At 59.1% G+C, this 20560-nt stretch carries 30 protein-coding genes; 16 read left to right on the forward strand and 14 right to left on the reverse strand.

The window, feature by feature from the left end; all coding sequences use genetic code 11:
* Positions 1 to 470 precede the first annotated feature (470 nt).
* The 12 genes from CTR2_RS20705 to CTR2_RS20760 all read right to left on the reverse strand — a co-directional run bounded on the left by CTR2_RS20705 (position 471) and on the right by CTR2_RS20760 (position 6513).
* Positions 471 to 785 carry a formyl transferase gene (locus CTR2_RS20705; protein ID WP_087081371.1) on the reverse strand — a complete coding sequence of 105 codons (315 nt, stop codon included), beginning with the start codon at positions 783 to 785 and terminating at the stop codon, positions 471 to 473.
* Entirely contained in the window at positions 775 to 1023 is a 249-nt protein-coding gene (locus tag CTR2_RS20710; protein ID WP_087081369.1) for a hypothetical protein, read from the reverse strand. The genes CTR2_RS20705 and CTR2_RS20710 overlap by 11 nt, the downstream gene beginning before the upstream one ends.
* Before the next feature lie 143 nt (positions 1024 to 1166).
* Entirely contained in the window at positions 1167 to 1568 is a 402-nt protein-coding gene (locus CTR2_RS20715; protein WP_176391605.1) for an Acb2/Tad1 domain-containing protein, read from the reverse strand.
* 237 nt (positions 1569 to 1805) lie between these two features.
* Complete coding sequence (locus CTR2_RS20720; RefSeq protein ID WP_310221559.1) at positions 1806 to 2465, reverse strand: hypothetical protein; 660 nt, start codon at positions 2463 to 2465, stop codon at positions 1806 to 1808.
* A gap of 14 nt (positions 2466 to 2479) precedes the next feature.
* A complete protein-coding gene (locus CTR2_RS20725) occupies positions 2480 to 2740 on the reverse strand; it encodes a hypothetical protein (protein WP_087081365.1) in 261 nt (86 codons plus the stop codon).
* The gene (locus CTR2_RS20730) at positions 2734 to 3108 is read right to left on the reverse strand and encodes a dATP/dGTP diphosphohydrolase domain-containing protein (RefSeq protein ID WP_217896227.1); all 375 of its coding nucleotides are present in this window, start codon (positions 3106 to 3108) and stop codon (positions 2734 to 2736) included. Before CTR2_RS20730 ends, CTR2_RS20725 begins: the two co-directional genes overlap by 7 nt.
* 14 nt (positions 3109 to 3122) lie before the next feature.
* Entirely contained in the window at positions 3123 to 3356 is a 234-nt protein-coding gene (locus CTR2_RS20735; RefSeq protein WP_087081363.1) for a hypothetical protein, read from the reverse strand.
* On the reverse strand, positions 3353 to 3733 hold the full coding sequence (locus CTR2_RS20740) for a DUF1064 domain-containing protein (protein WP_087084485.1): 381 nt from the start codon (positions 3731 to 3733) through the stop codon (positions 3353 to 3355). Before CTR2_RS20740 ends, CTR2_RS20735 begins: the two co-directional genes overlap by 4 nt.
* Before the next feature lie 8 nt (positions 3734 to 3741).
* The gene (locus tag CTR2_RS20745) at positions 3742 to 4521 is read right to left on the reverse strand and encodes an ATP-binding protein (RefSeq protein ID WP_087081361.1); all 780 of its coding nucleotides are present in this window, start codon (positions 4519 to 4521) and stop codon (positions 3742 to 3744) included.
* Positions 4521 to 5300, reverse strand: coding sequence for a helix-turn-helix domain-containing protein (locus CTR2_RS20750; protein ID WP_087081359.1), 780 nt, complete (start codon positions 5298 to 5300; stop codon positions 4521 to 4523). Before CTR2_RS20750 ends, CTR2_RS20745 begins: the two co-directional genes overlap by 1 nt.
* Complete coding sequence (locus CTR2_RS20755) at positions 5297 to 6028, reverse strand: phage antirepressor KilAC domain-containing protein (protein ID WP_087081357.1); 732 nt, start codon at positions 6026 to 6028, stop codon at positions 5297 to 5299. The genes CTR2_RS20750 and CTR2_RS20755 overlap by 4 nt, the downstream gene beginning before the upstream one ends.
* Positions 6028 to 6513, reverse strand: a complete 486-nt coding sequence (locus tag CTR2_RS20760) for a phage regulatory CII family protein (protein WP_087081355.1) — start codon at positions 6511 to 6513, stop codon at positions 6028 to 6030. Before CTR2_RS20760 ends, CTR2_RS20755 begins: the two co-directional genes overlap by 1 nt.
* Positions 6514 to 6893: 380 nt before the next feature.
* On the opposite strand from CTR2_RS20760, the gene CTR2_RS20765 reads away from it, so the two are divergent.
* Complete coding sequence (locus CTR2_RS20765; RefSeq protein WP_087081353.1) at positions 6894 to 7556, forward strand: S24 family peptidase; 663 nt, start codon at positions 6894 to 6896, stop codon at positions 7554 to 7556.
* A gap of 3 nt (positions 7557 to 7559) precedes the next feature.
* Here the strand turns inward: CTR2_RS20765 and CTR2_RS20770 are convergent, their stop codons facing one another.
* The gene (locus CTR2_RS20770; RefSeq protein WP_087081351.1) at positions 7560 to 7823 is read right to left on the reverse strand and encodes a hypothetical protein; all 264 of its coding nucleotides are present in this window, start codon (positions 7821 to 7823) and stop codon (positions 7560 to 7562) included.
* Positions 7824 to 8373: 550 nt separating this feature from the next.
* Between CTR2_RS20770 and CTR2_RS20775 the strand changes: the two genes are divergently transcribed.
* The 9 genes from CTR2_RS20775 to CTR2_RS20815 all read left to right on the forward strand — a co-directional run bounded on the left by CTR2_RS20775 (position 8374) and on the right by CTR2_RS20815 (position 15396).
* Positions 8374 to 8511: a hypothetical protein gene (locus CTR2_RS20775; RefSeq protein ID WP_176391604.1), complete on the forward strand. Its 138-nt coding sequence runs from the start codon at positions 8374 to 8376 to the stop codon at positions 8509 to 8511.
* 56 nt (positions 8512 to 8567) lie between these two features.
* On the forward strand, positions 8568 to 8762 hold the full coding sequence (locus CTR2_RS20780; protein WP_087081349.1) for a hypothetical protein: 195 nt from the start codon (positions 8568 to 8570) through the stop codon (positions 8760 to 8762).
* 64 nt (positions 8763 to 8826) lie between these two features.
* Positions 8827 to 10038: a recombination-associated protein RdgC gene (locus CTR2_RS20785; protein ID WP_087081347.1), complete on the forward strand. Its 1212-nt coding sequence runs from the start codon at positions 8827 to 8829 to the stop codon at positions 10036 to 10038.
* Positions 10039 to 10133: 95 nt separating this feature from the next.
* Positions 10134 to 11930 (forward strand): DNA cytosine methyltransferase, encoded by a 1797-nt coding sequence (locus tag CTR2_RS20790; RefSeq protein WP_087081345.1) that lies wholly within the window; start codon positions 10134 to 10136, stop codon positions 11928 to 11930.
* A 55-nt stretch (positions 11931 to 11985) separates the two neighbouring features.
* Positions 11986 to 13398 (forward strand): hypothetical protein, encoded by a 1413-nt coding sequence (locus tag CTR2_RS20795; protein ID WP_254913235.1) that lies wholly within the window; start codon positions 11986 to 11988, stop codon positions 13396 to 13398.
* Positions 13395 to 13652 (forward strand): hypothetical protein, encoded by a 258-nt coding sequence (locus tag CTR2_RS20800; protein ID WP_087081343.1) that lies wholly within the window; start codon positions 13395 to 13397, stop codon positions 13650 to 13652. The genes CTR2_RS20795 and CTR2_RS20800 overlap by 4 nt, the downstream gene beginning before the upstream one ends.
* Entirely contained in the window at positions 13652 to 13894 is a 243-nt protein-coding gene (locus tag CTR2_RS20805) for a hypothetical protein (RefSeq protein ID WP_087081341.1), read from the forward strand. The genes CTR2_RS20800 and CTR2_RS20805 overlap by 1 nt, the downstream gene beginning before the upstream one ends.
* A gap of 217 nt (positions 13895 to 14111) precedes the next feature.
* Positions 14112 to 14507, forward strand: coding sequence for a hypothetical protein (locus tag CTR2_RS20810; RefSeq protein ID WP_176391603.1), 396 nt, complete (start codon positions 14112 to 14114; stop codon positions 14505 to 14507).
* A 493-nt stretch (positions 14508 to 15000) separates the two neighbouring features.
* Complete coding sequence (locus tag CTR2_RS20815) at positions 15001 to 15396, forward strand: hypothetical protein (protein WP_087081335.1); 396 nt, start codon at positions 15001 to 15003, stop codon at positions 15394 to 15396.
* A gap of 58 nt (positions 15397 to 15454) precedes the next feature.
* Here the strand turns inward: CTR2_RS20815 and CTR2_RS20820 are convergent, their stop codons facing one another.
* A complete protein-coding gene (locus CTR2_RS20820) occupies positions 15455 to 16003 on the reverse strand; it encodes a hypothetical protein (protein WP_140400985.1) in 549 nt (182 codons plus the stop codon).
* 110 nt (positions 16004 to 16113) lie between these two features.
* Between CTR2_RS20820 and CTR2_RS20825 the strand changes: the two genes are divergently transcribed.
* From CTR2_RS20825 to CTR2_RS20850, 6 genes are all read left to right on the forward strand, one after another.
* On the forward strand, positions 16114 to 16611 hold the full coding sequence (locus tag CTR2_RS20825) for a class I SAM-dependent methyltransferase (RefSeq protein WP_087081331.1): 498 nt from the start codon (positions 16114 to 16116) through the stop codon (positions 16609 to 16611).
* A gap of 228 nt (positions 16612 to 16839) precedes the next feature.
* Positions 16840 to 17055 (forward strand): phage protein, encoded by a 216-nt coding sequence (locus tag CTR2_RS20830; protein ID WP_034380602.1) that lies wholly within the window; start codon positions 16840 to 16842, stop codon positions 17053 to 17055.
* Complete coding sequence (locus CTR2_RS20835; protein ID WP_254913234.1) at positions 17052 to 18083, forward strand: site-specific integrase; 1032 nt, start codon at positions 17052 to 17054, stop codon at positions 18081 to 18083. Before CTR2_RS20830 ends, CTR2_RS20835 begins: the two co-directional genes overlap by 4 nt.
* Before the next feature lie 766 nt (positions 18084 to 18849).
* Positions 18850 to 19692: an AlpA family phage regulatory protein gene (locus CTR2_RS20840; protein WP_087081327.1), complete on the forward strand. Its 843-nt coding sequence runs from the start codon at positions 18850 to 18852 to the stop codon at positions 19690 to 19692.
* A gap of 129 nt (positions 19693 to 19821) precedes the next feature.
* On the forward strand, positions 19822 to 20121 hold the full coding sequence (locus tag CTR2_RS20845; RefSeq protein WP_310221577.1) for a hypothetical protein: 300 nt from the start codon (positions 19822 to 19824) through the stop codon (positions 20119 to 20121).
* Positions 20112 to 20390 carry a hypothetical protein gene (locus CTR2_RS20850; protein WP_087081325.1) on the forward strand — a complete coding sequence of 93 codons (279 nt, stop codon included), beginning with the start codon at positions 20112 to 20114 and terminating at the stop codon, positions 20388 to 20390. The genes CTR2_RS20845 and CTR2_RS20850 overlap by 10 nt, the downstream gene beginning before the upstream one ends.
* Positions 20391 to 20560: the final 170 nt, after the last annotated feature.

Raw genomic sequence — 20560 nt, forward strand, 5'->3', positions numbered from 1 at the left:
CCTGGACTTTCGCCCCACCCCTCCCCCGGGGCCTCGAAATGTCGTTTTTTTGACACATTCGGACATTATTGCTCAAAAATGAGGCAAATCCGCATCGGAGCCTAGGGTTTTCCCTTTATCGACCGTTCCTCACGCTGCTTTTCACCGCTGTGGCACGAGAGGCAGAGGGACTGAAAAGGTCCTGCCCAGAACATCTCCGGGTCGCCGCGGTGCGGCGTGATGTGGTCGCACACCACAGCCTCTTCCACCTTCCCGCTCCTCATGCAGTAGGCGCACAAGGGCTCCGCCGCGAGTTGCCGCTTACGCAGGGCCCGCCACTTCGTCGTGGTGTACCAGGCGCTGAACTGCCCGGCACTCCCGCGCTTGGCCTGCTGAGCCTGCTCCTGATGCTGGTCACAGTAGCCGTTGGCATTGCGGTGAATGGCGTTGCAGCCTCGGTGCCGGCACGGCCGGTTAGGACGCTGTGGCATCTAGCGACCCTGGCGCTGCAACCCGTAGGTGCGATGCAGCGCGTCTGCAACTGGTCCGCCATCACGGATGTCGGATTCGATCAACAGCGCGACTTCGGAGGCCTGTTGTTGGCCTCGCTCAGGCTGAAGCACCTCAACATCCAAGCCGCCGTCAAGCACCACTGCCTTCACACCTTCAGGGAGGAGTACTTCCATCCTCTGCATAAGCGCGTCTACCGCGCGTTTCGGCATCACCTGCTGGCACTTGATAACCAATATGTCACCAGACTGCAGGTTAGCCACCTTCACACTATCAAATACAGAGCTAGCCAGCATGAAGTCTCCCGTAACAGTGAAACAGGCAGGGCATTAGCTCCAGCCCCTTGATGGCGTAGACAGAACGGAATCGAATGCGCCTGCCTGCTATGCGCCCCTGGGCATCAAGGCGGCTCGGGTTGTCGTGAACCTTGATCCAGCCGCCTGAGGTGCTGACCTCCAGCACGCGGGCAAAGCGCTCGCCGGTGTCCACATCAATGACCGTTGCACCCCTTGCGTTCTCTGCTGTGTAGAGCACTTCGCTCTCCTCGGGATAGGTGCCGCCACCGAGTGATCCGCCCCTGAAGCAATGTGCGTGATCGTCGGGCGTGCTCGGTGGCAGCGAAAACAAGAAGGCCACCCATCGGTGGCCAGGTCAGATTGCTGACGGGTTCAGGTCTTTCACTCAGCTCCGTCGCCTTGTGCAATCTGGTGCGTGCCTTCTACCCCAGCACGCATGCGACGGATGGTTCGCTGCTGCAGCCAGTGCATGGCTTCTTCAATCTTGGTCAGTGCCAATGCATTCTCACGGCACGAGAAGGGGCCAGACTGAAAGCTGCGCAGGCGATCAACGACAACCGCAAGCAGTGCTTCTTGTGTCAGCCCATTCACGCCGACCTCATTAATGGGGCCGTTTTGGAACCGGATGACTGTCGCAGTCTCATCAGCACCCTTTGCGTGATAGCCACGCACCTGATAGACATGGTGCGCGCCGCCAACCCCGGGCTCATCAATTGCTTCAACGACCAGCTTGTCATTGACCGGATTGACTACGTGATCAGTGATAGGGCGGGCTTGCGTCATGAGAACTCCAAAATAAAAAAGCCGCCGAGGATAACCAGGGCGGCAGATGCCGGCTTTCGGCCAGCAAGGAGACAAACAAAAAAGCCCACAAGCATCTGCTGCGGGCTGTAGGCGCGTCTACCCCTCTCTAGCTACCTGCACCGCTACGGGCTGCATGCAGGGCATTGGACGGTGACGACTGGTGGCAAGATTTTTCTTGCGACCGACAGCGCAATTCTAAAGGCAGGCGACCCAGTGTCAAGCCCTGCCATGCAACCGGGAGCGTATGCCCTGCCGAGCGCGCCCGACACAGTCTTCCATATAGGCGAGGAGCTTTCGCCCATGCTCACCGCCTGGAACCTTGCCATGGCCCGCGCCCCCGCAAGACCTACAGGCGACAGACGACAACTCCCCAGCTCGAGGCGACAGTTGGAACTTGCGGCCGCTGCATGCGGCGCATACCGGTTTGAGCCAATGCAAGAGCACAGCACAGCAAACGGACTCCGTCTCTGGGCATTGATCCAGCGCTGCAGTCAGCTGCAGGTGCAAGCGCACCTCAGGGAGCATCTTGAGCATGCGCATGGTTTCCTTGAGCTCAGCAACAAACCCGTCTTCAAGGCGCTTGCGTGCAGCATCAGAGTGTTCCTTCTCCACCTGCTTCGATTGCTTCGCCGTGGCGATATCCCGAGCCAGCTGCGCAATCTGTTTGCGGGTCGCCTGACGAGGGATCTGGCAGCCGCGGCGTGCAGCTGCATCCCACTCGCTGTGCAGGCGCATCAATGCAGCGCCGAAGCGCGACTTGCTCCAGCCGGCGGCAATCAAGTAGTCGGCATCGCCTTGCACGCCTGCCTCAACTCGCAGGCTGCTCGATTGGGTCGCGCTGGCGTAGCGTTCCTGAGTCGTTGGTGTATCAGTCATCCTGTCCTCTTTCTTCAATTGCCCATCAAGCGCCGCACGGTCACGTTCAGCGCGTCCAGTTCGCTCATCTTTTTGATTGCCCACATGCGGCGCTGGCCGTGCAGCCCCATCAGCGGGCCGCGATGGCAGCTCTCGCACAAGGCCACGACGGTGTATTGCTGGCGCTGCTCGATGTGGTGCGCCTCGCTGGGCCCGGCCTGGTCGCAGACGCTGCAGGGCAGCTCCTTGACCGCTGCCAGGTGGGCGCGCTCTTTGTCGCTCAGTCGATTCAGCATCCGGCGCCCTCCTGCTCCAGTGCGCTCAGCGCCAGCTCCAGGGCGGCCAGTGCATTCCATGCTTCATGTGCCAGATGCGGAAGCCCACTTTCTGAATCAGAAGCCTCGATCGCACCCTGCAGACGATGGCGGTCCTTGGCTGCAACGTAGCGGCGCCGCCCATCCGGCACACTGCGCCAGCCTTCCTCGGTGTACTTGCGCGCACCATATGCAGCGACCTCGGCAACGGCCAGCAAGGCGCGTGGAAAGCCGTTCAGAACCAGATCAGGCCTAGCTTTGCCCGCATCCAGCTTGGCGCCGGGCTCATGAGGATTGCAGCCGTTCGGGTCGCGCTGCTCTATCGTGCCCGTTGTCACATTCACCACCATGCGCGCCCCCTGTCCTATACCGCCACCAGACTGCCGTAGTCGTCGACCACGCAGACCATGCTGCCGCCCACCTGCACCCGGTTGCAGCAGCGGTTCTCCATCCAGTGCTCGATCAGATAGCGGCCATCGCTCAGGCGCTCATAGGTCGGCCACACCAGCCGCGTGATGCGCGAAGCGCTGGGCGGCTTGCGCTGGCCAGCCAGGGGCACGACCTTGCCAAAGAATGCGGGGTTCAGTGCCTGGGTCATTTGATCACCCGCACTTCCCGCCCCAGCAGAGCCTTCATCAGGTGGCGCTTGATCTTGAATTCAGGGGTCTCTACGCCCTTCACATCCTCGATCACCTCGGCGCCCTGCTCCAGGTACACGAAGTCGGCGATGTAGCGAATCGCAGGACGGGCGCGCGCAGCGCCAGCAAACTTGACTGATGGAACCATCTCGAACACCACCTGCCGGCGCAGATCGCTGATGTGGCCGCCGCGCTGCAGCATCTGCAGGTGTGACCAGCGGTGGAGCTCGGCCAAGCTGTCGAACTTGCCGCCACCCGCTGCAGTGATCTTCCTGTTGCCGTACTTGGAGCCCGGGGTCCTGGGAACCAGTTTCAGCGTGTGTCCCGTCAACTTCATTTTCTTGTTCACTCTGTCGCCCTCCCGCGAAAGCTTTCCCACTGGAACGGCATAACGTCGCCGCCATCCTCACGCAGGCGATCCATCACACGCTCCCCCAGGAACGCGGCAACATCGTCTATGGAAAGGTTTGACAAGAACAGTGACGGCTTACGCTTCTCGTAGCGCTCGTTGAGCACGTCAAACAGCAGGTTCTTTTCAAAATCGCTGCCAAACTGCACTCCAACCTCATCCAAGATCAAGAGGTCTGGGAACACCATCGCAGCAATGGCTTCGCCTTCGGTCTCTCCACTGCGCTTGGCCCAGGTGTCCTTGATGCGACGGACAGCGCGGGCGACCGTGCTAAACAGCACTGAAGCACCATGCGTGTGCATGACCTGCATGCCGATACCGACGGCTAAGTGCGTCTTACCTGTGCCGACGTTGCCAACGAAGATCGCGCCACGGCCCTTGCTCTGCACCGCGGAGAAGTTGTCTGCGTAGTCCTTGGCGAAGCGCAACGCTGCCTGCTGCTCCGGGGTCTCCGCTATGTAGTTGCGCAAGCGGCAGCTCTGGAAGCGCTCAGGGATGGCGGCCGAACCAAGGCGCTTCTCCCACGCTTCGCGGGCACGACGCTTTTGCTCGTCCTGGGCCTGAGCATCTTCTTTAGCCTTCGCTTCATCAGCGCACAGGTTGCACTTGGTCCAGATGTCGCCCAGATGGCAACGGCTCAGAAACAAGCCATGCGTCGGGCAGGTGCTCTCGCGCGTCAAGGGCGGGCGGTGTATGCGGGATGCAAGCAAGTCCATCAGATCTTCCTCGCTTGGCCGTAGTTCACGCCGCCGAAGTTGTCACGCACCGGGGTTTTGGAGGTCTTGGGGCGACCAGTCAAATCAGCTGGCTTGAGCCAATCGGCCTGCAGACCCTGACTGCCGCGCAGACACCAAATCTGCAGAAAGTTCTCCAGATCCAGCGATGCCTTCTCAGCCTCGGCAATAGCCAGCGTCAGGACGGTCATGCTCACCGGCGCATTTTTGGCTTTACGCAGTGCCAGCCAATCAGACCATGTCTGCTCGGTGACGCCATCAGGTCGGGGTAGTGCTGGCGCAGCCATGCGCGGCGCCCTTTCTTTCTTTAAAGGTTCTTTTACAGGTTCAGTTACTGGTTTATGTGAACCTGCTTCACCACCCTGGTGAACGTCGTTCACTACGTTTGGAACGTGGTTCACTACCCCTGGTGAACGTGCTTCACTACCCTGGTGAACGTGCTTCACTACCAAAAATGGATCATTCGGCAGTGCTGGCGCCTTCTCGGGAACACCAAAACTGAGGTTCAAGACATAGTGATTCGACAGCTTCAGAGCACCCTTTGCGCGGTTCATCGCACGGATGTAGCCGGACTCCTCCAGCTTCTTGACCTGATCCATGACAGATCGACGAGTGAGCCCGCAGTCTTCAGCCAGGCGCTCATGACTGGGGTCGCATCGTCCCGTATCGCTGTTGTGACGCTCTGCCAGCATGATGAGCACCAACTTTTGGGTGCTGGGCAGCTGCTGACGGACGGCCCATGCAAGTGCAGACCAGCTCATGCAGCCACCTCGCTGCTCATCTTCTCGCGCACCTGATGCTGGCACCACAGGCCTGCAATCCACTCCACACCCTTGGCGGTGAACTTGTAGTGAACGAAGGCGTGCGAAGTGTCGCCATGCTCCGCCGTGCCCGTCTTGGCCTCAAAGCGGCCGTTGTGCATGTGCTCTGCGCGCGGCGTCAGCGGGCCCTGTGGCGTGGTGCGGTACATCAGTCCGCGCTTGAGCAGGAAGTCAGTGAATGCGTTCAGCTTGGCGCCGAGGAGCTTGCATACCTCACGAACGCCCATGCTGCCAGTACTTGGCTGCACGTATCGGTCGACAAACTCAACCTTGGGGGCAGCCAGCGCCAGCCGCGCCTCAGCCTCGATGCGGGCCTGCTCCGAGTCCATTGCCAGCTTGAGAATGTCCAGGCGTGTCAGCTGTGCTGGCGCAGGCTGCAGGTCCTCCAGCTCCTGCCAGCGCTTGACCACCTTCATGCGAGCCACTGGGTCATAGCCCAGCAGCAGCGTCAGGCTGGTGTCCTTGTCCAGCTCGTATTGGGGATAGCTCTGCTCGTTCTCGCCCACGTAAGTGCTTGAAAAACAAACAGAACGCAATTCTGCGTTTTGCTGCAGCGCGTCCATCATGCTGCGGATGTCGCGCATCACGTCAGCATGGCGCTTGCCCGTCAGCTCCGCAATGTCGCGGCTGCTCATGGTCAGAGCCGTGGAGGTGGTGATGGCATTCATCAGGAAGCCCTCCGCTCGCCTGCTGGCTTGCCTGCCTCGTTCACAGCACGGGCGGCCTGGCGCAGCTTGCGCAGCACTTCTTCAGCCTCGGCAATCTCGCGCTCGATCTGCGCCATCTCGTTATCGGTGATCACGCCGTCCTGCATGGCCTCGATCACAGCGCTGGTCACATGGGAGGTCTCCAGCACCAGCTTCGAGACCTTGGCAACGGGGCTGGCAATTTCGCCGGCAGGCTCTGTCACCAACTCAAAGCGGCCGCCGCACTCCTGGGCCACCATCGCGGCATAGTCATAGCAGTGGGGGCGGCCTTCTTCGCAGGCAATGCGGGCAATGGTCAGTGCATCCACCGCGCCCAGCTTGTGAGAGGCCGCGCCGGACAGCTCCTTGCGCAGAACCTCGCCAGTCTTGCCAATACGAACGGCCACCACTTCGCGGCCGCCAGGATAGTTATCTACGCCACGGCGCAGGGCATCAAGTGTGCTCATGTCCGGTTCTCCAGAAAAAGGACGTTGCGGGCTGGGCCGCGGGGAAAGACACTGGCTGCATGGAAATAAATGCAACCGAAAGAAGAGGGAGTGACGCGCAGTTAAGCGGCGGGCGGTGGCTGGTCCGGATTGCCGGGCTCGGCAGAAGGACGGAGCCATTCGTGCACCAACTGCACGGCGGGTGGTATGCCTCGGCGCTTCCAGTTGTTGACTCGGCGCGATCCGTTGAGTGAGCACCAACCAAGTCGGTTGGCAACAGCGGTGCTTCCACCAAGGCGATCAATCAGTTTTGTGGCTGGTGCGTTCATGCCTGCAATTAAACACCATGTTCGGATTAACCGCAACAGCATGTTTAAACAATAAGTTTAAAAATTACACCTATGCATCCAGTAACCGAACGCATTTACCAGGCCGTGGCCCATATCACCGGTAAGTCCGACATCGGGCCTACTGACGTTTCCCTGTTTCTGGGGCTAGCCAACTCCCAGACCGCCAAAAACTGGGAGTCGCGAGGCCCCTCCAGCGACGGCCTTGTGGCCGCTGCTGAGCGGGGCATCAGCGTGAAGTGGTTACGACAAGGCACCGGACCAATGACAACAGACTCAATAACAACCGAACCCTCTAACGTTGAGCCAGCGCTTGAGCTGAAGAAATCTCGTCGCGTCCCAGTCACGGGGAGCGTCCGCGGTGGACCCGATGGCTATCTAGTTCAAGACAACGGCACTGAAGGCTGGGTTGAGTACTGGACTGGCGACCCTCGCGCATATGCTTTGCGCATCAAGGGCGACTCCATGCATCCTCGCTACCGCGCTGGAGAGTACGTAGTCGTCACCCCCAGCATTGAGGCGCAATCAGGCCGTGATGTGGTCGTCAAGCTGATTGACGGGAAGTGCTTGCTCAAACAGTTCAACTGGACTCGGGGCGATGAAATGCAGTTCGTGAGCATCAACAATGGCTACGAGCCAATGACGATCAGCAAAGAGGACATCGAGTGCGTCGACCGCGTGGCAGGCTGTGTTGGCCCTGACGCCATGGTTTTCTAAGCCTTACCGCTCCGTAATCAGCCCGCTTAGGCGGGCTTTTTCACGCCCATAAAAAAACACCATGTTCAAACACTGTGTTGACATCTGCAGAACACCATGTTTAAATCCATTCAACGCCGCAATCACCGTGTTGCTGGCGCCGGGTGCCAAGCGATCGAGCCGCGTGCCACGGGTCTTTAAAAATCCAAAGTGGAAATGGCCGGCCGCCGTGATCAACAGCGTCTGGCGCGGGTTAAACCCGTCCCCAAGCCGAGCAAGTCGGTACACGGGGCAAGCAGTCCGGGCATGTGGGTTCACTCCTGCATGTTCACGCCGAGAGGGGACTGCACGCGGAAAGAAGTGCAACGCGTGAGACCAGAGCACTGCTGAATAGATGCCAGCGAAAGCATCCCAACCAGGCAGCCGCGCGCTGCGAAGGAGAACACATGCGAGACAAATAGGCCGGACGACCCGGCCCACCACTCAAAACACTCGCCACCCCTGGGCGATACCAGGGCCATCCGGCGTGACCACTCGAGCAGGTACGGCAGTTCAGGAATGGGCCTGGGCTGGCGGCAATTAGGAACACGGCGCTTGCGTCGTGGCGACAGTGGTCACGCCAGATGGCGCGGCAACCCTTCTTAAACCCAAGTGCGCAAACTTGTAGCTGGACCCTCATCTGGCGAACCCGCTGCGCCATCTACCCTTTCAGCCGGGTCTGGGGCTTACCTCATCCCTCCAATCCTTCCTCCCCAGGCGTGACCCGAAAGGTCACCGGCTCTTTATCCAGGCCCGCGAGCGTTTGCAGCGGGCTTTTTCTTTGCCCAAAGGAGACTCCATGCATTCCGCTCCCGCTACCACCCCGACGACAAAGCTGCTGATCGCGGCGCAATGGGCGCTCACAGGCCTCGGCCTCTTCTGCCTGGTCGGCGCGGTCGTGGTGATGACCCTCACGCCCGAAGCATGGCCCGTCTGATTAATCATTTTTGATAGCCGATCGCGCTTGCTGCATAAGCGCCAAGGAGTGAAACGATGACAAAGCTACTTGAAGCCCTGATCTTGATCGTCGCCCTCTGCATGGGTCTGGCCTGGCTTGCTGTGCCGGATGCCCAGGCCGATGAGCCCCAGACCATCGCCCAGAACCTGCGCGATGAGTTCGCCTGCCCGGGCATGCATGCCGAATGGCTGGACGACAAGACCGTGCAATGCCTGAAAGAGCTGCCGTGATTGCGGCGCCCGCCTCCTTCCAATCCGCCACCGCTCCGGTGGCTTTCTCTTTTCTGGAGACCCGATGTTCAAGAACATGACCATGTACCGTATTGCCGAAAGCTGGCAGAGCGATCTGCAGCTGCTGGAAGATGCGCTGCAAAAGACAGTCTTTGAGGAGTGCGGTGCGACCCAGGAGCGCTCCGTGGGCTGGGTGCCACCGCGCGGCGAGGCTCACGGCGCTCTGGTCGAATCCGTGGCAGGTCAATGGGTGATGCGCTTCATGACCGAGGCGAAGGTGCTGCCGGCCAGCGTGCTCAATCGCAAGGTCAACGAGAAAGCTGAGCACATCGAAAAGACCGAGGGCCGCAAGCCAGGAAAGAAGGAAAAGCGCGACCTCAAGGACGAGGCCAAGCTGGACCTGCTGCCCATGGCCTTCACCAAGCAGGGCAGCATGTGGGTCTGGATCGATCCGCAGGCCCGCACTCTGGTACTCGACACCAGCGCCCAGGGCCGCGCCGACGAGGTGGTAACGCTGCTGGTCGAAGGCCTGCCCGGCTTTGCCCTGGCACTGCTGGATACCCAGACCAGCCCACAGGCCGCCATGGCGCATTGGCTGATGACGCAGGAGCCGCCCACCGGCTTCACCGCAGACCGCGAGACAGAGCTGAAGGCCACGGACGAGTCAAAGGCCGTGGTGCGCTATGCCCGCCACCCGCTGGATATTGATGAGGTCCGCCAGCACATCGAGCACGGCAAGCTACCCACCAAGCTGGCCATGACCTGGGATGACCGCGTGAGCTTTGTGCTGACCGAGGGCCTGCAGATCAAGAACATCACGCTGCTGGATGCGGTCATGGACGGCAACAGCAAGGATGACAGCGGCTTTGATACCGATGTGACCATTGCCACCGGTGAGCTGTCCCGCCTGATTCCCGACCTGATCGAAGCGCTGGGCGGTGAAGGTCGAACCGGCCTGGGCGACCTGCCCGCCTCGCTTCAGAACGCGCCTCCTGCGGAAACTCTGCCGGTAAGGATTGCCAGGACCGCGCCCGCCCCTCACTGCGAAGCTGCTGGCGACGGTCCGGACCCGCTCTATGCCGAGGCAGTGGAACTGGTGCGCAAGGACCGGAAGCCAAGTATCTCGTATGTGCAGCGCAAGCTGCTGATCGGCTACAACCGCGCCGCCGCACTGCTGGAGCGCATGGAAGCCGAGGGGCTGGTGTCACGAATGGATGCCAGCGGGCAACGCGCGCTCCTGACGCCCGCTACCCAGACGCCCAGCGCCAGCCACTGACCATGTATTCATAGATTTGCATGAACTGGGCCGAGTGCCCACATCAATGAATCGACTGCCCGCCCCTGAGCGGGCTTTTTGCTTTCTGGAGCCCTATGCTTACCCCTCAATTTGTGTTGGCACTGTCTGCCAAGCTGGTGATTGACCTGTTTGCCGGTGGCGGCGGAGCCAGCACAGGCATTGAGCAGGCCATCGGCCGCCACGTTGACATTGCAATCAACCATGACGCCGACGCCATCGGCATGCATGAAGCGAACCACCCCCAGACGCGCCACTACCGCGCCGACATCTGGGAGGTCTGCCCCCGTCAAGCCACGGGCGGTCAGCCGGTGGGACTGCTGCATGCTTCCCCGGACTGCACCCACCACAGCCAGGCGCTGGGCGGCCAGCCGCGCAGCAAAGAGATTCGCTCCCTGGCCTGGGTCGTGCCTCGCTGGGGCGGCATCGCCAAGCCTGATGTCATCACCCTGGAGAACGTGGAGCAAATGCTGCTCTGGTGCAGGCTGATTGCCAAGCGCTGCCCGGAAACCGGCCGCGTTGTTACGCTGGACAAGATCAAGGATGCATCAGGCAAGGTTACATACCGCGTGGCTGAGCCAGGCGAGCGCGTGCCGCGCGGCAATCAGTACCTTGTGCCGGACAAGAAACAGCTTGGCAAGACCTGGAATCGCTTTGTGCTGATGCTTCGCAATCAGGGCTATGTCGTGCAGTGGCGCGTGATCTGCAATGCAGACCTAGGCTGCCACAGCACCCGAACTCGCCTGTACATGATCGCGCGCAGGGACGGTCTGCCCATCGTCTGGCCCGAAAAGACCCATGCCAAGAAGCCTGTTGGCAAACTCAAACCCCACAAGCCAGCCGCCGACTGCATCGACTGGAGCATTCCCGGCACGAGCATATTCGGTCGGAAGAAGCCATTGGCCGATGCCACGATGCGCCGCATTCAGCACGGCATGCAGAAGTATGTGATTGGCAGCAAAGATCCATTCATTGCCCCAGCTGCAGCACACGCAGCCTTCATCACCAAGTTCAACACCGGCTCTGTCGGCGTGGATCTACGTGAGTCTGTGCCTACCGTGACGGCGGGCGGAAATCCAGTGCGGCCCGGTACCGGCACCACAATTGGACTAGTTGCCGCTTCCATGGTTCAGGTTGGGTATGGGGAGCGCAAGGGCCAAGAGCCGCGCGCCATGGATATTGAATCAGCCATCGGCACCATGGTTGCGGGCAGCGTCAAGCATGCGGTGGCGTCTGCATATCTTGTGCAGGCGGGTCACGGCGAAGGCTCAGGCGCCACAAAGCGCCGCAGCCACGGCACGAACGACATCACCGGGTCCGTGGGCACAGTGACGGCCAGCGGCGGCGGGCAGAGCCTTGCCACGGCCTTCATGGTGCAAGCGAATGGCGGATTCAACACCACACCGGCAAGGGATCTGCGAGAGGGCATGTCCACAGTCACGACCAGCGGCAGCCAGCAGCAGCTGATTACCGCAAAGCTGGAGCAGCCGAGACTGAGCCCGGAGCATGAGGCCGGCGCCCTGCGCTGTGCTGCATTCCTGATGCGATACCACGGCAGCGGCGGGCAGTGGGCGGACCTGCGCGAGCCGGTCACAACAATCACCACCCGCGACCGCCTCGCACTGGTGACCGTCTGGCTCAAGGGAGAGCCCTGGGTAATCGTAGACATCACGCTGCGCATGCTGGTGCCGCGCGAGCTCTACAACGCTCAGGACTTTCCGCCGAACTACATCATCGACCGCACGGCCGCAGGCAAGCCCCTGACGAAAACGGCACAGGTGCGAATGGCCGGCAATAGCGTCAGCCCCCTACCCATGCGGCTGATCGTGGCCGCGAACTACAGCGAAGCAGGCCAGGCCCGAAAAGTCGCCTGACCACCAACACCCAAGCCCGCCGCCGCGGGCTTTTCTCATTCTGGGAGCCACCTATATGCAAAACAAGATCACGATCGCTGATGCACCTGACTGCTTGAACACCAATGACAAGGCTATGTGGGTGCTGGGCTATGAAGCGGCGATTGAAGCGCGCGGCCAGTGCCTGCACCAGATTCAGGAGCCAGCCGCAGCAGATGTCCTCACCTCTGGAGCAGCAGCACTCAGCGAATACCTGAAAACCTGCGAGCAGCACGCGATCGTGCCGGATATTGGCGGCGCGTTTGCCTCCGCATTCACAGCAGGCTTCAACCTCTCCGCTTCCCAGGCAGCGCTGCCCAAGAGCGAATACCTGGAAGGGGTGAACATCCCAAATCTGCGCGAAGCCTTGATCTTCCTCGGGCGCGAGAACGGAGTGGGAGAAGGCGAGGTTGGCGACAAGCTGGCCCAATACGTGAACTCCGTGGCGTCCGGTGTACTGAGAAAAAAGGCAACCCTGCGCGAAGCACCCCAGGCAGCGCCCGCAGCCGTGGCAGAGCCCCAGGACTTGCGCGCTGCGGCGCAGGCAGCACTGGACTGGTTGGAAGAGGACGGCCTGAACCTCACGCACAACGTCCGCGAAAATTTGCGCGCCGCGCTTGCCGCCACCCCGGCAGCGCCTGCAGCAGCCGCGCCAGTGGTACTGCCAGAGCCTGATGCACCCATCAAGGAAGTGATGACGCTGGTTGAGCTGCATCGCCAAGAAATCATCAAGGTTATGGATGAAGAAGGATCTTTAGTGGATGTGCAGTCTGCTCAAGACGCCATCGAATCCAAGCTGCGCGCCCTGCTGGCTACTGCTACCGGACTTCCCGCGCAGGCGGCGAAACCGAGCGGCCTTCTGACGGTTGACGAGTACCAAGCCAAGTATCTGCACATTCACAAAATGAGTGACGATGAGCGATACGGATACGAATCCCTTTACAACGAAATCGTGTCCGGGCTGCAAATGCCAGCCGCAGAACCCCTGGCGCAGGCATTCCAACAGCGAGTTCAGCCCTGGATGATGGCCTGCTTCGGCGCCGAAATCTCCGCTGACCGCATTGAGCGCAACCACCGCTTTCTGGAAGAGGCCCTGGAGCTGGTGCAGTCGTGCGGCTGCACGGCCAGCGAAGCGCATCAGCTTGTTGACTACGTGTACGGCCGCCCCTGGGGTGAGCCCGCTCAGGAAGCCGGCGGCGTGATGGTCACTCTGGCCGCGCTGTGCCTGGCCAACGGCCTCGATATGCATGCATGCGGCGAAACGGAGCTGGCGCGCATCTGGACAAAGGTCGAAGCCATCCGGGCCAAGCAGGCAGCAAAGCCGAAGCATTCGCCCCTGCCCATGCATGTGGCTCAGGCAGACGCGCGGGATGCTGAGTCTGACTATCAGCGCGGCTATCGCCATGGCTACAACCGGCGCGATGCAGAAGTGCAGGGAGCGCTCCTGTGATCGCCCAGCTATTCATCGCACTGTTTGGCGTCACAGCCGTGGCGCTTTCTCAATCGACCATGGCCGCGCGCCGCCGCTGGGCCTCAGTCTTCGGCCTCGTCGGCCAGCCATTCTGGTTCTATGCAGCCTGGGAAACCCAGCAATGGGGAATCTTTGCTCTGTGCGTGCTTTACACGATCACATGGGGCAAAGGCTTCTACACCAACTGGATAAGCATCGACCGCGCCGCTATCGCGGCAGCAAAGGGGGAGTGATGTCCAAAGCACACGACGATTTCAGCGCGGCATTCGACCGCTTTCTTGATGAAGTCGGGATTGCCGACGCCATGTCGGTTGCAACCGGCATGTTTGTCTCCTTGGTGGTTGGATACCTCAAGCACAAGGGCGAAGACACCAGCAAGCCCATCACCATCAACGGCGGCGATCAACGCGATGTGACCATTCACCCGCCCAAGACCGCACAGCGCGCCGCCCAGGCAGCGCAAGGGGGTGAGTGATGGGCGAGACGTGCCTATTTATCAGCCTCGGCGCAACTGTTCTAGCCGCGGCTTACTGCATAGGACGAGTTGACGGCTACTGGAAGCGCGCAGAAGAAGAACGGCGCGCCCCGGCGAATCAGTCCGAAGGCTGAGCAAGGGCAATGCCCTCGCCTGACTTATCCACGTTCTCCAGCTTATTCCTGTGCTCACACGCCGGGCACAGGAAGTAGCAGCCTTGCGCATCCACTTCTGGTTCAACGGCACTGAACATCACAAGCAAGCCGCAGTGTTTGCATTTCCACATATGACCTCCCGGCCAAAAACGGGAAAACAGGATAGCACCATGACAAAGCGCAAGCGCTATTTTGAGGCGCGCAGCAATGAAGGCATATCGAGCCTGGGACTGTGCATTGGCTATGACGCCAGCGCTGGTGTGATCGCATCTTGGGATGCAGCAAAGCGCGAAGAGTTTGAAATCTATGCCGAGCGCGTGCACCTGAAAGCGTCCGATAACCCAGTGCAAGTACCGCCCCGGCCATCGTGGCTCCCAGATCCATGGCAGGGAGCCGATGACGATTGGGGCAAAGGCCCGACCATCATCCACGACCAGGCTGCGCAAGGGGGGGAGTGATGTTCTTCGACTTGCCCTCAGACAAAACGTGCATCCATCCGGAGCACGACCCGCCAACTGGACTCTACATCCCGCCAGGTAAGGGATACCGCCATGTCTGCCCCGCCTGCAAGACGGTCAAAGACGTTATCCCACCGCAGTATTCGCTCACCCAGCGCGCCAAGCCACAGAAGGAGCAGAGCAATGTTGATCCAGTACCGTGGCCACGTGCCGACCCCAAAGCGCTTGCCGCGTTCGATCCTGCGACAAAGGTTTGCAGCCACAACTGTGGGCAGGCCGTGGGCGATCCACGGTCGGAAAACGAATGCAAGTTTCTGTGCGACTTGTGCTGGCGAGTTGAAAAGGAGCAGAGCAAGTGAGCGCCCTTTCCAGACTTTCCCGAACGGGAATGAATCAGCAAAACAGACCGCCTGAACGCACATATTTCCCGCTCGGGAATATCGATAACCGGAGCCCCGCCACTGAGCGGGGTTCTGCATTTAAGGACCATCGAATGAGCAATTTCCGCGATTACGTCACCAGCACAGCCTTTGCGCTGACCATCAGCCACCGTCAGATCCAGTGCATGTGCAGCCTTCATCACTTCGGCTCTACCTGGGCACTGATCACCACGTTCCAGGCGCTCGAGCGCAAGGGTTTGGTGGAGCGCATCAAGCAAGAAGAACAGCACAAAGAAGGCGCGACCATCCGCCTGACAGACGCCGGCCTCGCCTGCATTCCCCTCCTGGTGCTGGCCGGCCTGTATGTTGAGCCACCGGAGTGGGTGAGCAACCCTCCGCCAAAAGGGCCAGAACTCGAATGCGTGGCCATAACAGAGCCTGGCCAGAAGACGAAAATCGTTTTCCGCGAAAAGCAGTCGGAAGCCACTGAACCTCAAGAGGTGAGCTGATGCTTGAGCCCCTCTGAGGCGCCGCCCCTGATTGCAAGGAGAAGGCTAAAAAGCATGGCTAGCGCTTGTCTAGTGGCACTCCCTGAGACTCCAAAAATTTCTCGACTCTGCTGCTAGCTTCGTTTGTGTTCACATCGAGGTAGGACAAGAGGCCAACGATAGAGGCCCAATGGAATTCTGATGGATCACCCTTGTAACGGAGCTCCACCTCAATATGGCTTTTTAATTGACGCAAGGATTCGACAGCAATAGACAAGGCCTTGGCGCATTCAACATCAACTGATGCGATTACCTGAATGCAATCTGCTCCGGGTAAGAACACACGGCGCAACATCTCCGAAACAACTTTCAAGCTCGACTCCGCAGCAGGAAGTTTCGAGCAGTCCTTATGCAACGTTGAAAATATCTCCGCGCTAATTCGCAAACGAGATGCCAGTGGAATCATCTCAAGCTGCGCATTTAGTTTGGCGGTCGTTACTAAGGATTGCTTCGCCTTACGGTCTGTTAGTTTTGCGAGCAAAAAGGATCCTGCAATTGCACCAATTGACCCCCAAGCCTGAACCCAGGATGCACACTCGCTTTTGTTGAGCCCAATATCAATCAGCATGCAAGACTGCCACACGTCATAAGCCATTTTTCTCCCCTTCTCTGACTGGGGAAGTATGCCAACACCAGCCCGCCATCGAGCGGGCTTTTCTCTTTCTGGGAGCCACCTATATGAACATGACGCCCTGCGTCCTCGATGCCTGCTGCGGCAGTCGAATGATGTGGTTCGACAAGACCGACTCGCGCGCGGTATTTGTTGACCAGCGCAGCGAAACCATCATCGTGACGGACAACTCGCGGGGAAATGCATCTGGCCAGCGTGTTCTGCGAATTGAGCCCGACTGTCTGATGGACTTCCGCGCGCTGACCTTCCCTGATAGCGCCTTCAAGCTGGTGGCGTTTGATCCACCTCACCTTATTCATGCCGGACCGAAATCATGGCTTGGAGCCAAGTACGGAAAGCTGGGGCCAGACTGGCGCGAAGACCTGCGCCAAGGCTTTGCCGAGTGCTTCCGCGTGCTGGAGCCAGGTGGAACCTTGGTGTTCAAGTGGAACGAAACGCAGGTGAAAGTGAAGGAAGTCCTAGCCCTGACATCTGAAAAGCCTTTGTTCGGCCAAGTCAGTGGCCGCTCGGGAATGACTCACTGGCTTGTTTTCATGAAGCCATGACTATGGCGACCAGCGCCAGCACCGTGGGCCTTCCAGAAGACAAGGCCTACATCGCCCACCACTTCAACTGCCCTACCTGCTGCGCGGCCGGCTTATCCGGCGGCCAGCAGGAGCGGTGCACCGATGGTCTGCTGCTTTGGGATGCTTACAACCAGGCCGCACGCCTTCTGCTCGAACCTTTGAAACCCAACCGCCGGCCCGCAAGGGCCATTTTTAATGGAGGTCGCCATGGATCAAACTGGTGAATTCCTGTTGCCACAAGAAATTAAGCGAATGGCGTCAGCTGGGAAGCTGGACCAGCAAGAAGCATTTTTGAAGAAAGAGGGAATCCCTCATAAACGCCTGGGCAGGCGTATTCTTGTCTCTCGCGCTCATGCTCGGGCGTGGCTGACCGGAGTGGTTTTCACGCCGTCGCGCGGGATTAACTTGGGAGCTGTCAGATGACTGGAGCTTATCCACGACTGCGCACCAGGACGCGCCGCCGTAAAAGCGGCAAGGTCGTGGTGTATTACTTCTATGACGCATCAACAGAAGGAAACGGGGAGATTCCTCTTGGCACCGACTTCGATAAAGCAATCGCCCAATGGAAAGAGATCACTGAAAACGGCACCCACAGCGCGCGCATAACAGGCACGCTCGAGGAGGCTTTCTCCGGCTGGGAATCTAAAGTCCTGCCAACATACAAGAGCGAAGAGACCAAAAAGGGCTATGCCAAGAATCTCAGAATGATGCGCCCAGTCTTTGCCGAAGCCACCTGGGACCAGGTGAGCCTGCCGGTAATCAAGGGCTACCTGACGAAGCGCACGGCGAAGACCCAGGGCAATCGGGAGATGGCCCTGCTCTCCGTCATCTGGAACTGGGCGCGCGGCGAAGGCCTCACCTCCATGCCATGGCCGGCGGCCGGGATGGAGCGCAGCAAGTGGAAGAACAAGGAGAAGGCGCGCAAGATCAAGGTTCGGGACGATGTGTTTGCGGCGATCTATGCCGAGGCGGCCCAGCACATCAAGGATTGCATGGACCTCGGATCCGCCACAGGCATGCGCCTTACAGACTGCATCACGGTCCTGATGCCACGCGGGAACCTGCTGACGCTGGAGGCCAGCAAGACCGGCAAGGAGGCCGAGTGGGACTTGAACCTTTCCGCAGTTCTGCCCGACCTGGTGCGCAGACGCAAGGCTCTGGGGGCCGATCACCTGATGCTACTTTCCACTGCAGACGGGCAGCCAGTGTCACCACAGGCGCTTCGCTATGGATGGGACAAGGCCCGGAGCACGGCCGCAGAGAAGGCCATCGAACGCGGCGACGATGAGCTGGCCGAGGCGATCAAACAGCTCTACCTGCGGGACATGCGCAAGCGCGCCGCACAGAAAGCGGGCAGCCTGGAAGAGGCATCCAAGCTGCTGCAGCACAGCGACGAACGCCTGACCGAGCGCCATTACGGCGGCGTCCGGAGGCTGAAGCCAGTGGGCTAAAAAGTGTTCCGGTTTTGCCTTCTCTGCCTATAGAGAAGTGCGCCCAAAAAACCGGAACATATCGGCCCGCAGGCCTCATGAATCCTCAATTCTTCACGGGACTCAAAATCCCCCGCCGCAAGGCGTGCCGGTTCGATTCCGGCCCCGGGCACCACATACAAGAAGCCGTTAAGTCTCAAGGACTTAGCGGCTTTTTCTTTGCCCATTTATTTTTCAATTTCCCCTTGCGCGTTCGTGGTTGAGTTTTGCCGCGTTCGTGAAAAGAGCTGGTTGCAATGACCACTCTGCAAAAAATAGGCACCTAGCATTGGGTCGCCGCCGATTGATGCACTGTATTTATGCACAGTCTTCGACTATTGAGCGGCATGCCCGTCCAACTCACTGCCACACCAGTTGCTTTGCCTCTGGCAGCTCTCGCTTTGGACAAAGGCGCGGACCTCAAGCCCCAGCCAACGAGGCTTCAGCCTACCTGGCGTCCCGCAAGCCTCGTAATTCCCCCCCAATACCTTGCATCCCGTGCACTAGCGCGGGTTCGCGATATGCCGACCAACTCGTAATTTGCCTCCACGAAGCAGGCAGGCGCGGCGGTAACGTCATGCCCCTCCGAAGGGTAAAAGTAGATCAAAATACAAAAGGAATACAAATCGTTCGTATTCGACAGCAATGTCAGAACCCATCCTACATTGGGTATGGCTATCAGAAATTAATACTTATTGCATTAATTAACGTCAGCTCATCCACCTAGCACACGAGCTCAAGAAACCATATGTCTACGGATAGCACGTCACGCTTCACGAAGAATGTCATCCCTATGGATGAGGTTCTGACACGGACTGGGTTATCGAGATCGATGCTCTACAAGCTGTTGCGCAAGGACAAGTTTCCTCATCCCACACCGATGAGCAACAGAGCCATTGGCTGGTTCGAAACGGATGTCGAAAGCTGGCTGCAGGCGAGCAAAGCAATTCGCCAAGCGAACCTGGTTCTACCTGTCGTCTACATGGCGGGAAAAATGGGGACAGCTTTAGACAATGAGAACCCTGGCAGAGAGTTTTCCTGTTGGCGAATCTTCGACGTATCCAGATCCAAGGCACTCGGTGATCTAGGGATCGAGAATTCAGATACCGATGTGCTGATCGCGCCACCAGAAGAAATGCTATTTCACGGAACTCGTACGAGGTTCATGTATTCAGGTCCGTGGAAAGCGAGAAATGGCAGCATGCATGGCGCGAATTCTTACTCTCCCTCCAACCCACAAAGCGCTGCCTATCGCGGAGCTCTTCAAGGCATCTCACGGGCCGACGTTGTTGTCGCCTATCTCGAAGACCTGGAGGCTTTTGGAACGCTGGTCGAGATCGGCTATGCAAGAGCGGGCAATAAGAGAGTGGTCGTGATTACTGCACCTACCCTCAAGAAGCAGCGACGAGACAAAGACTGGGACCATGGCATTTGGTTCGCTATTCGGGCTGCTGATAGACACATCGAACTACCCGACCATCCTGGCTCCAGCCAGAACGACCTCTGGCGATCAGCACATGCGCATGCAGCATCGGTCATTTCGGAGTGGTATCCCCATTCATTGACTCCCCCTCCTAGTGCCGCCGAATAGAGTGCAGTGGTCAGCTCAGGTTTGCTTCATAAGAAGGCAGCCTCACAATCTCCCGCCCCGCCCACTCGTTGAATGTCTCGGACAGCTCTTGCAACGGGCAACCTCATTCTTGTAGAAGACATCCAGGGCTTGGCTGGCATTGCCCAATCTGCCTGTGTTGTTGGGAATGATGCCCTGCAATCCATACGTGACGCGATGTGCAGCCAGCACATTGGCCTCGCGGGCGTACCCGATCACGCTGAAATCATCCTTGGCCGCGATCTCGTTGACCGAAATCAGCTTGAGGCCTTTGGGCTTTCCGCCTTGGGCATGGACAAAATGCCCGCACTTTCAAGATCACGCCAGAGCTGTTTCGCGCCGTCAATGCGCAGACCGATCAAGTGCTACGTGGCGGAAGAGAGCTGGCATTTGCCACCGGCATGCTTTTGAATGATGTGATTGCAGTAAAGATACCCCGAAACGGCCTGCTCAAACGCATCATCAATAAGACCCAGAAAGTCAAAGGTGCCATTGAATTTGAGATTGCAGAATCTTCCGCCCCTGGTGAGATGCCCGCAACGCTGAGGGCTACCGCAACCGACAATGGAGAGGCTGGCAAACGAATCCGCGCCATGCCTATGTGCGACATACGCAACTTCGCGGCCGACCCATCCATGGCATCGATGAGGCGTCAAAGCAGCTGGATCGCAGCCATGTGAAAACAGCACGCAAGCTTTGTCCAACAAGGACCACATGCTTGAAGTGAGCAAGTAAAAGCGCCTTCCACTTCATGAAAGAAATTTCTCTATCAAAAAACCTGCAAAAAATATTTCAGACTCAAATATTATTTCAATATGAGACTTCAGACAGAGTATTTTTACATTTAAGA

This window comes from Comamonas thiooxydans (assembly GCF_002157685.2).
Taxonomy (GTDB): domain Bacteria; phylum Pseudomonadota; class Gammaproteobacteria; order Burkholderiales; family Burkholderiaceae_C; genus Comamonas; species Comamonas testosteroni_H.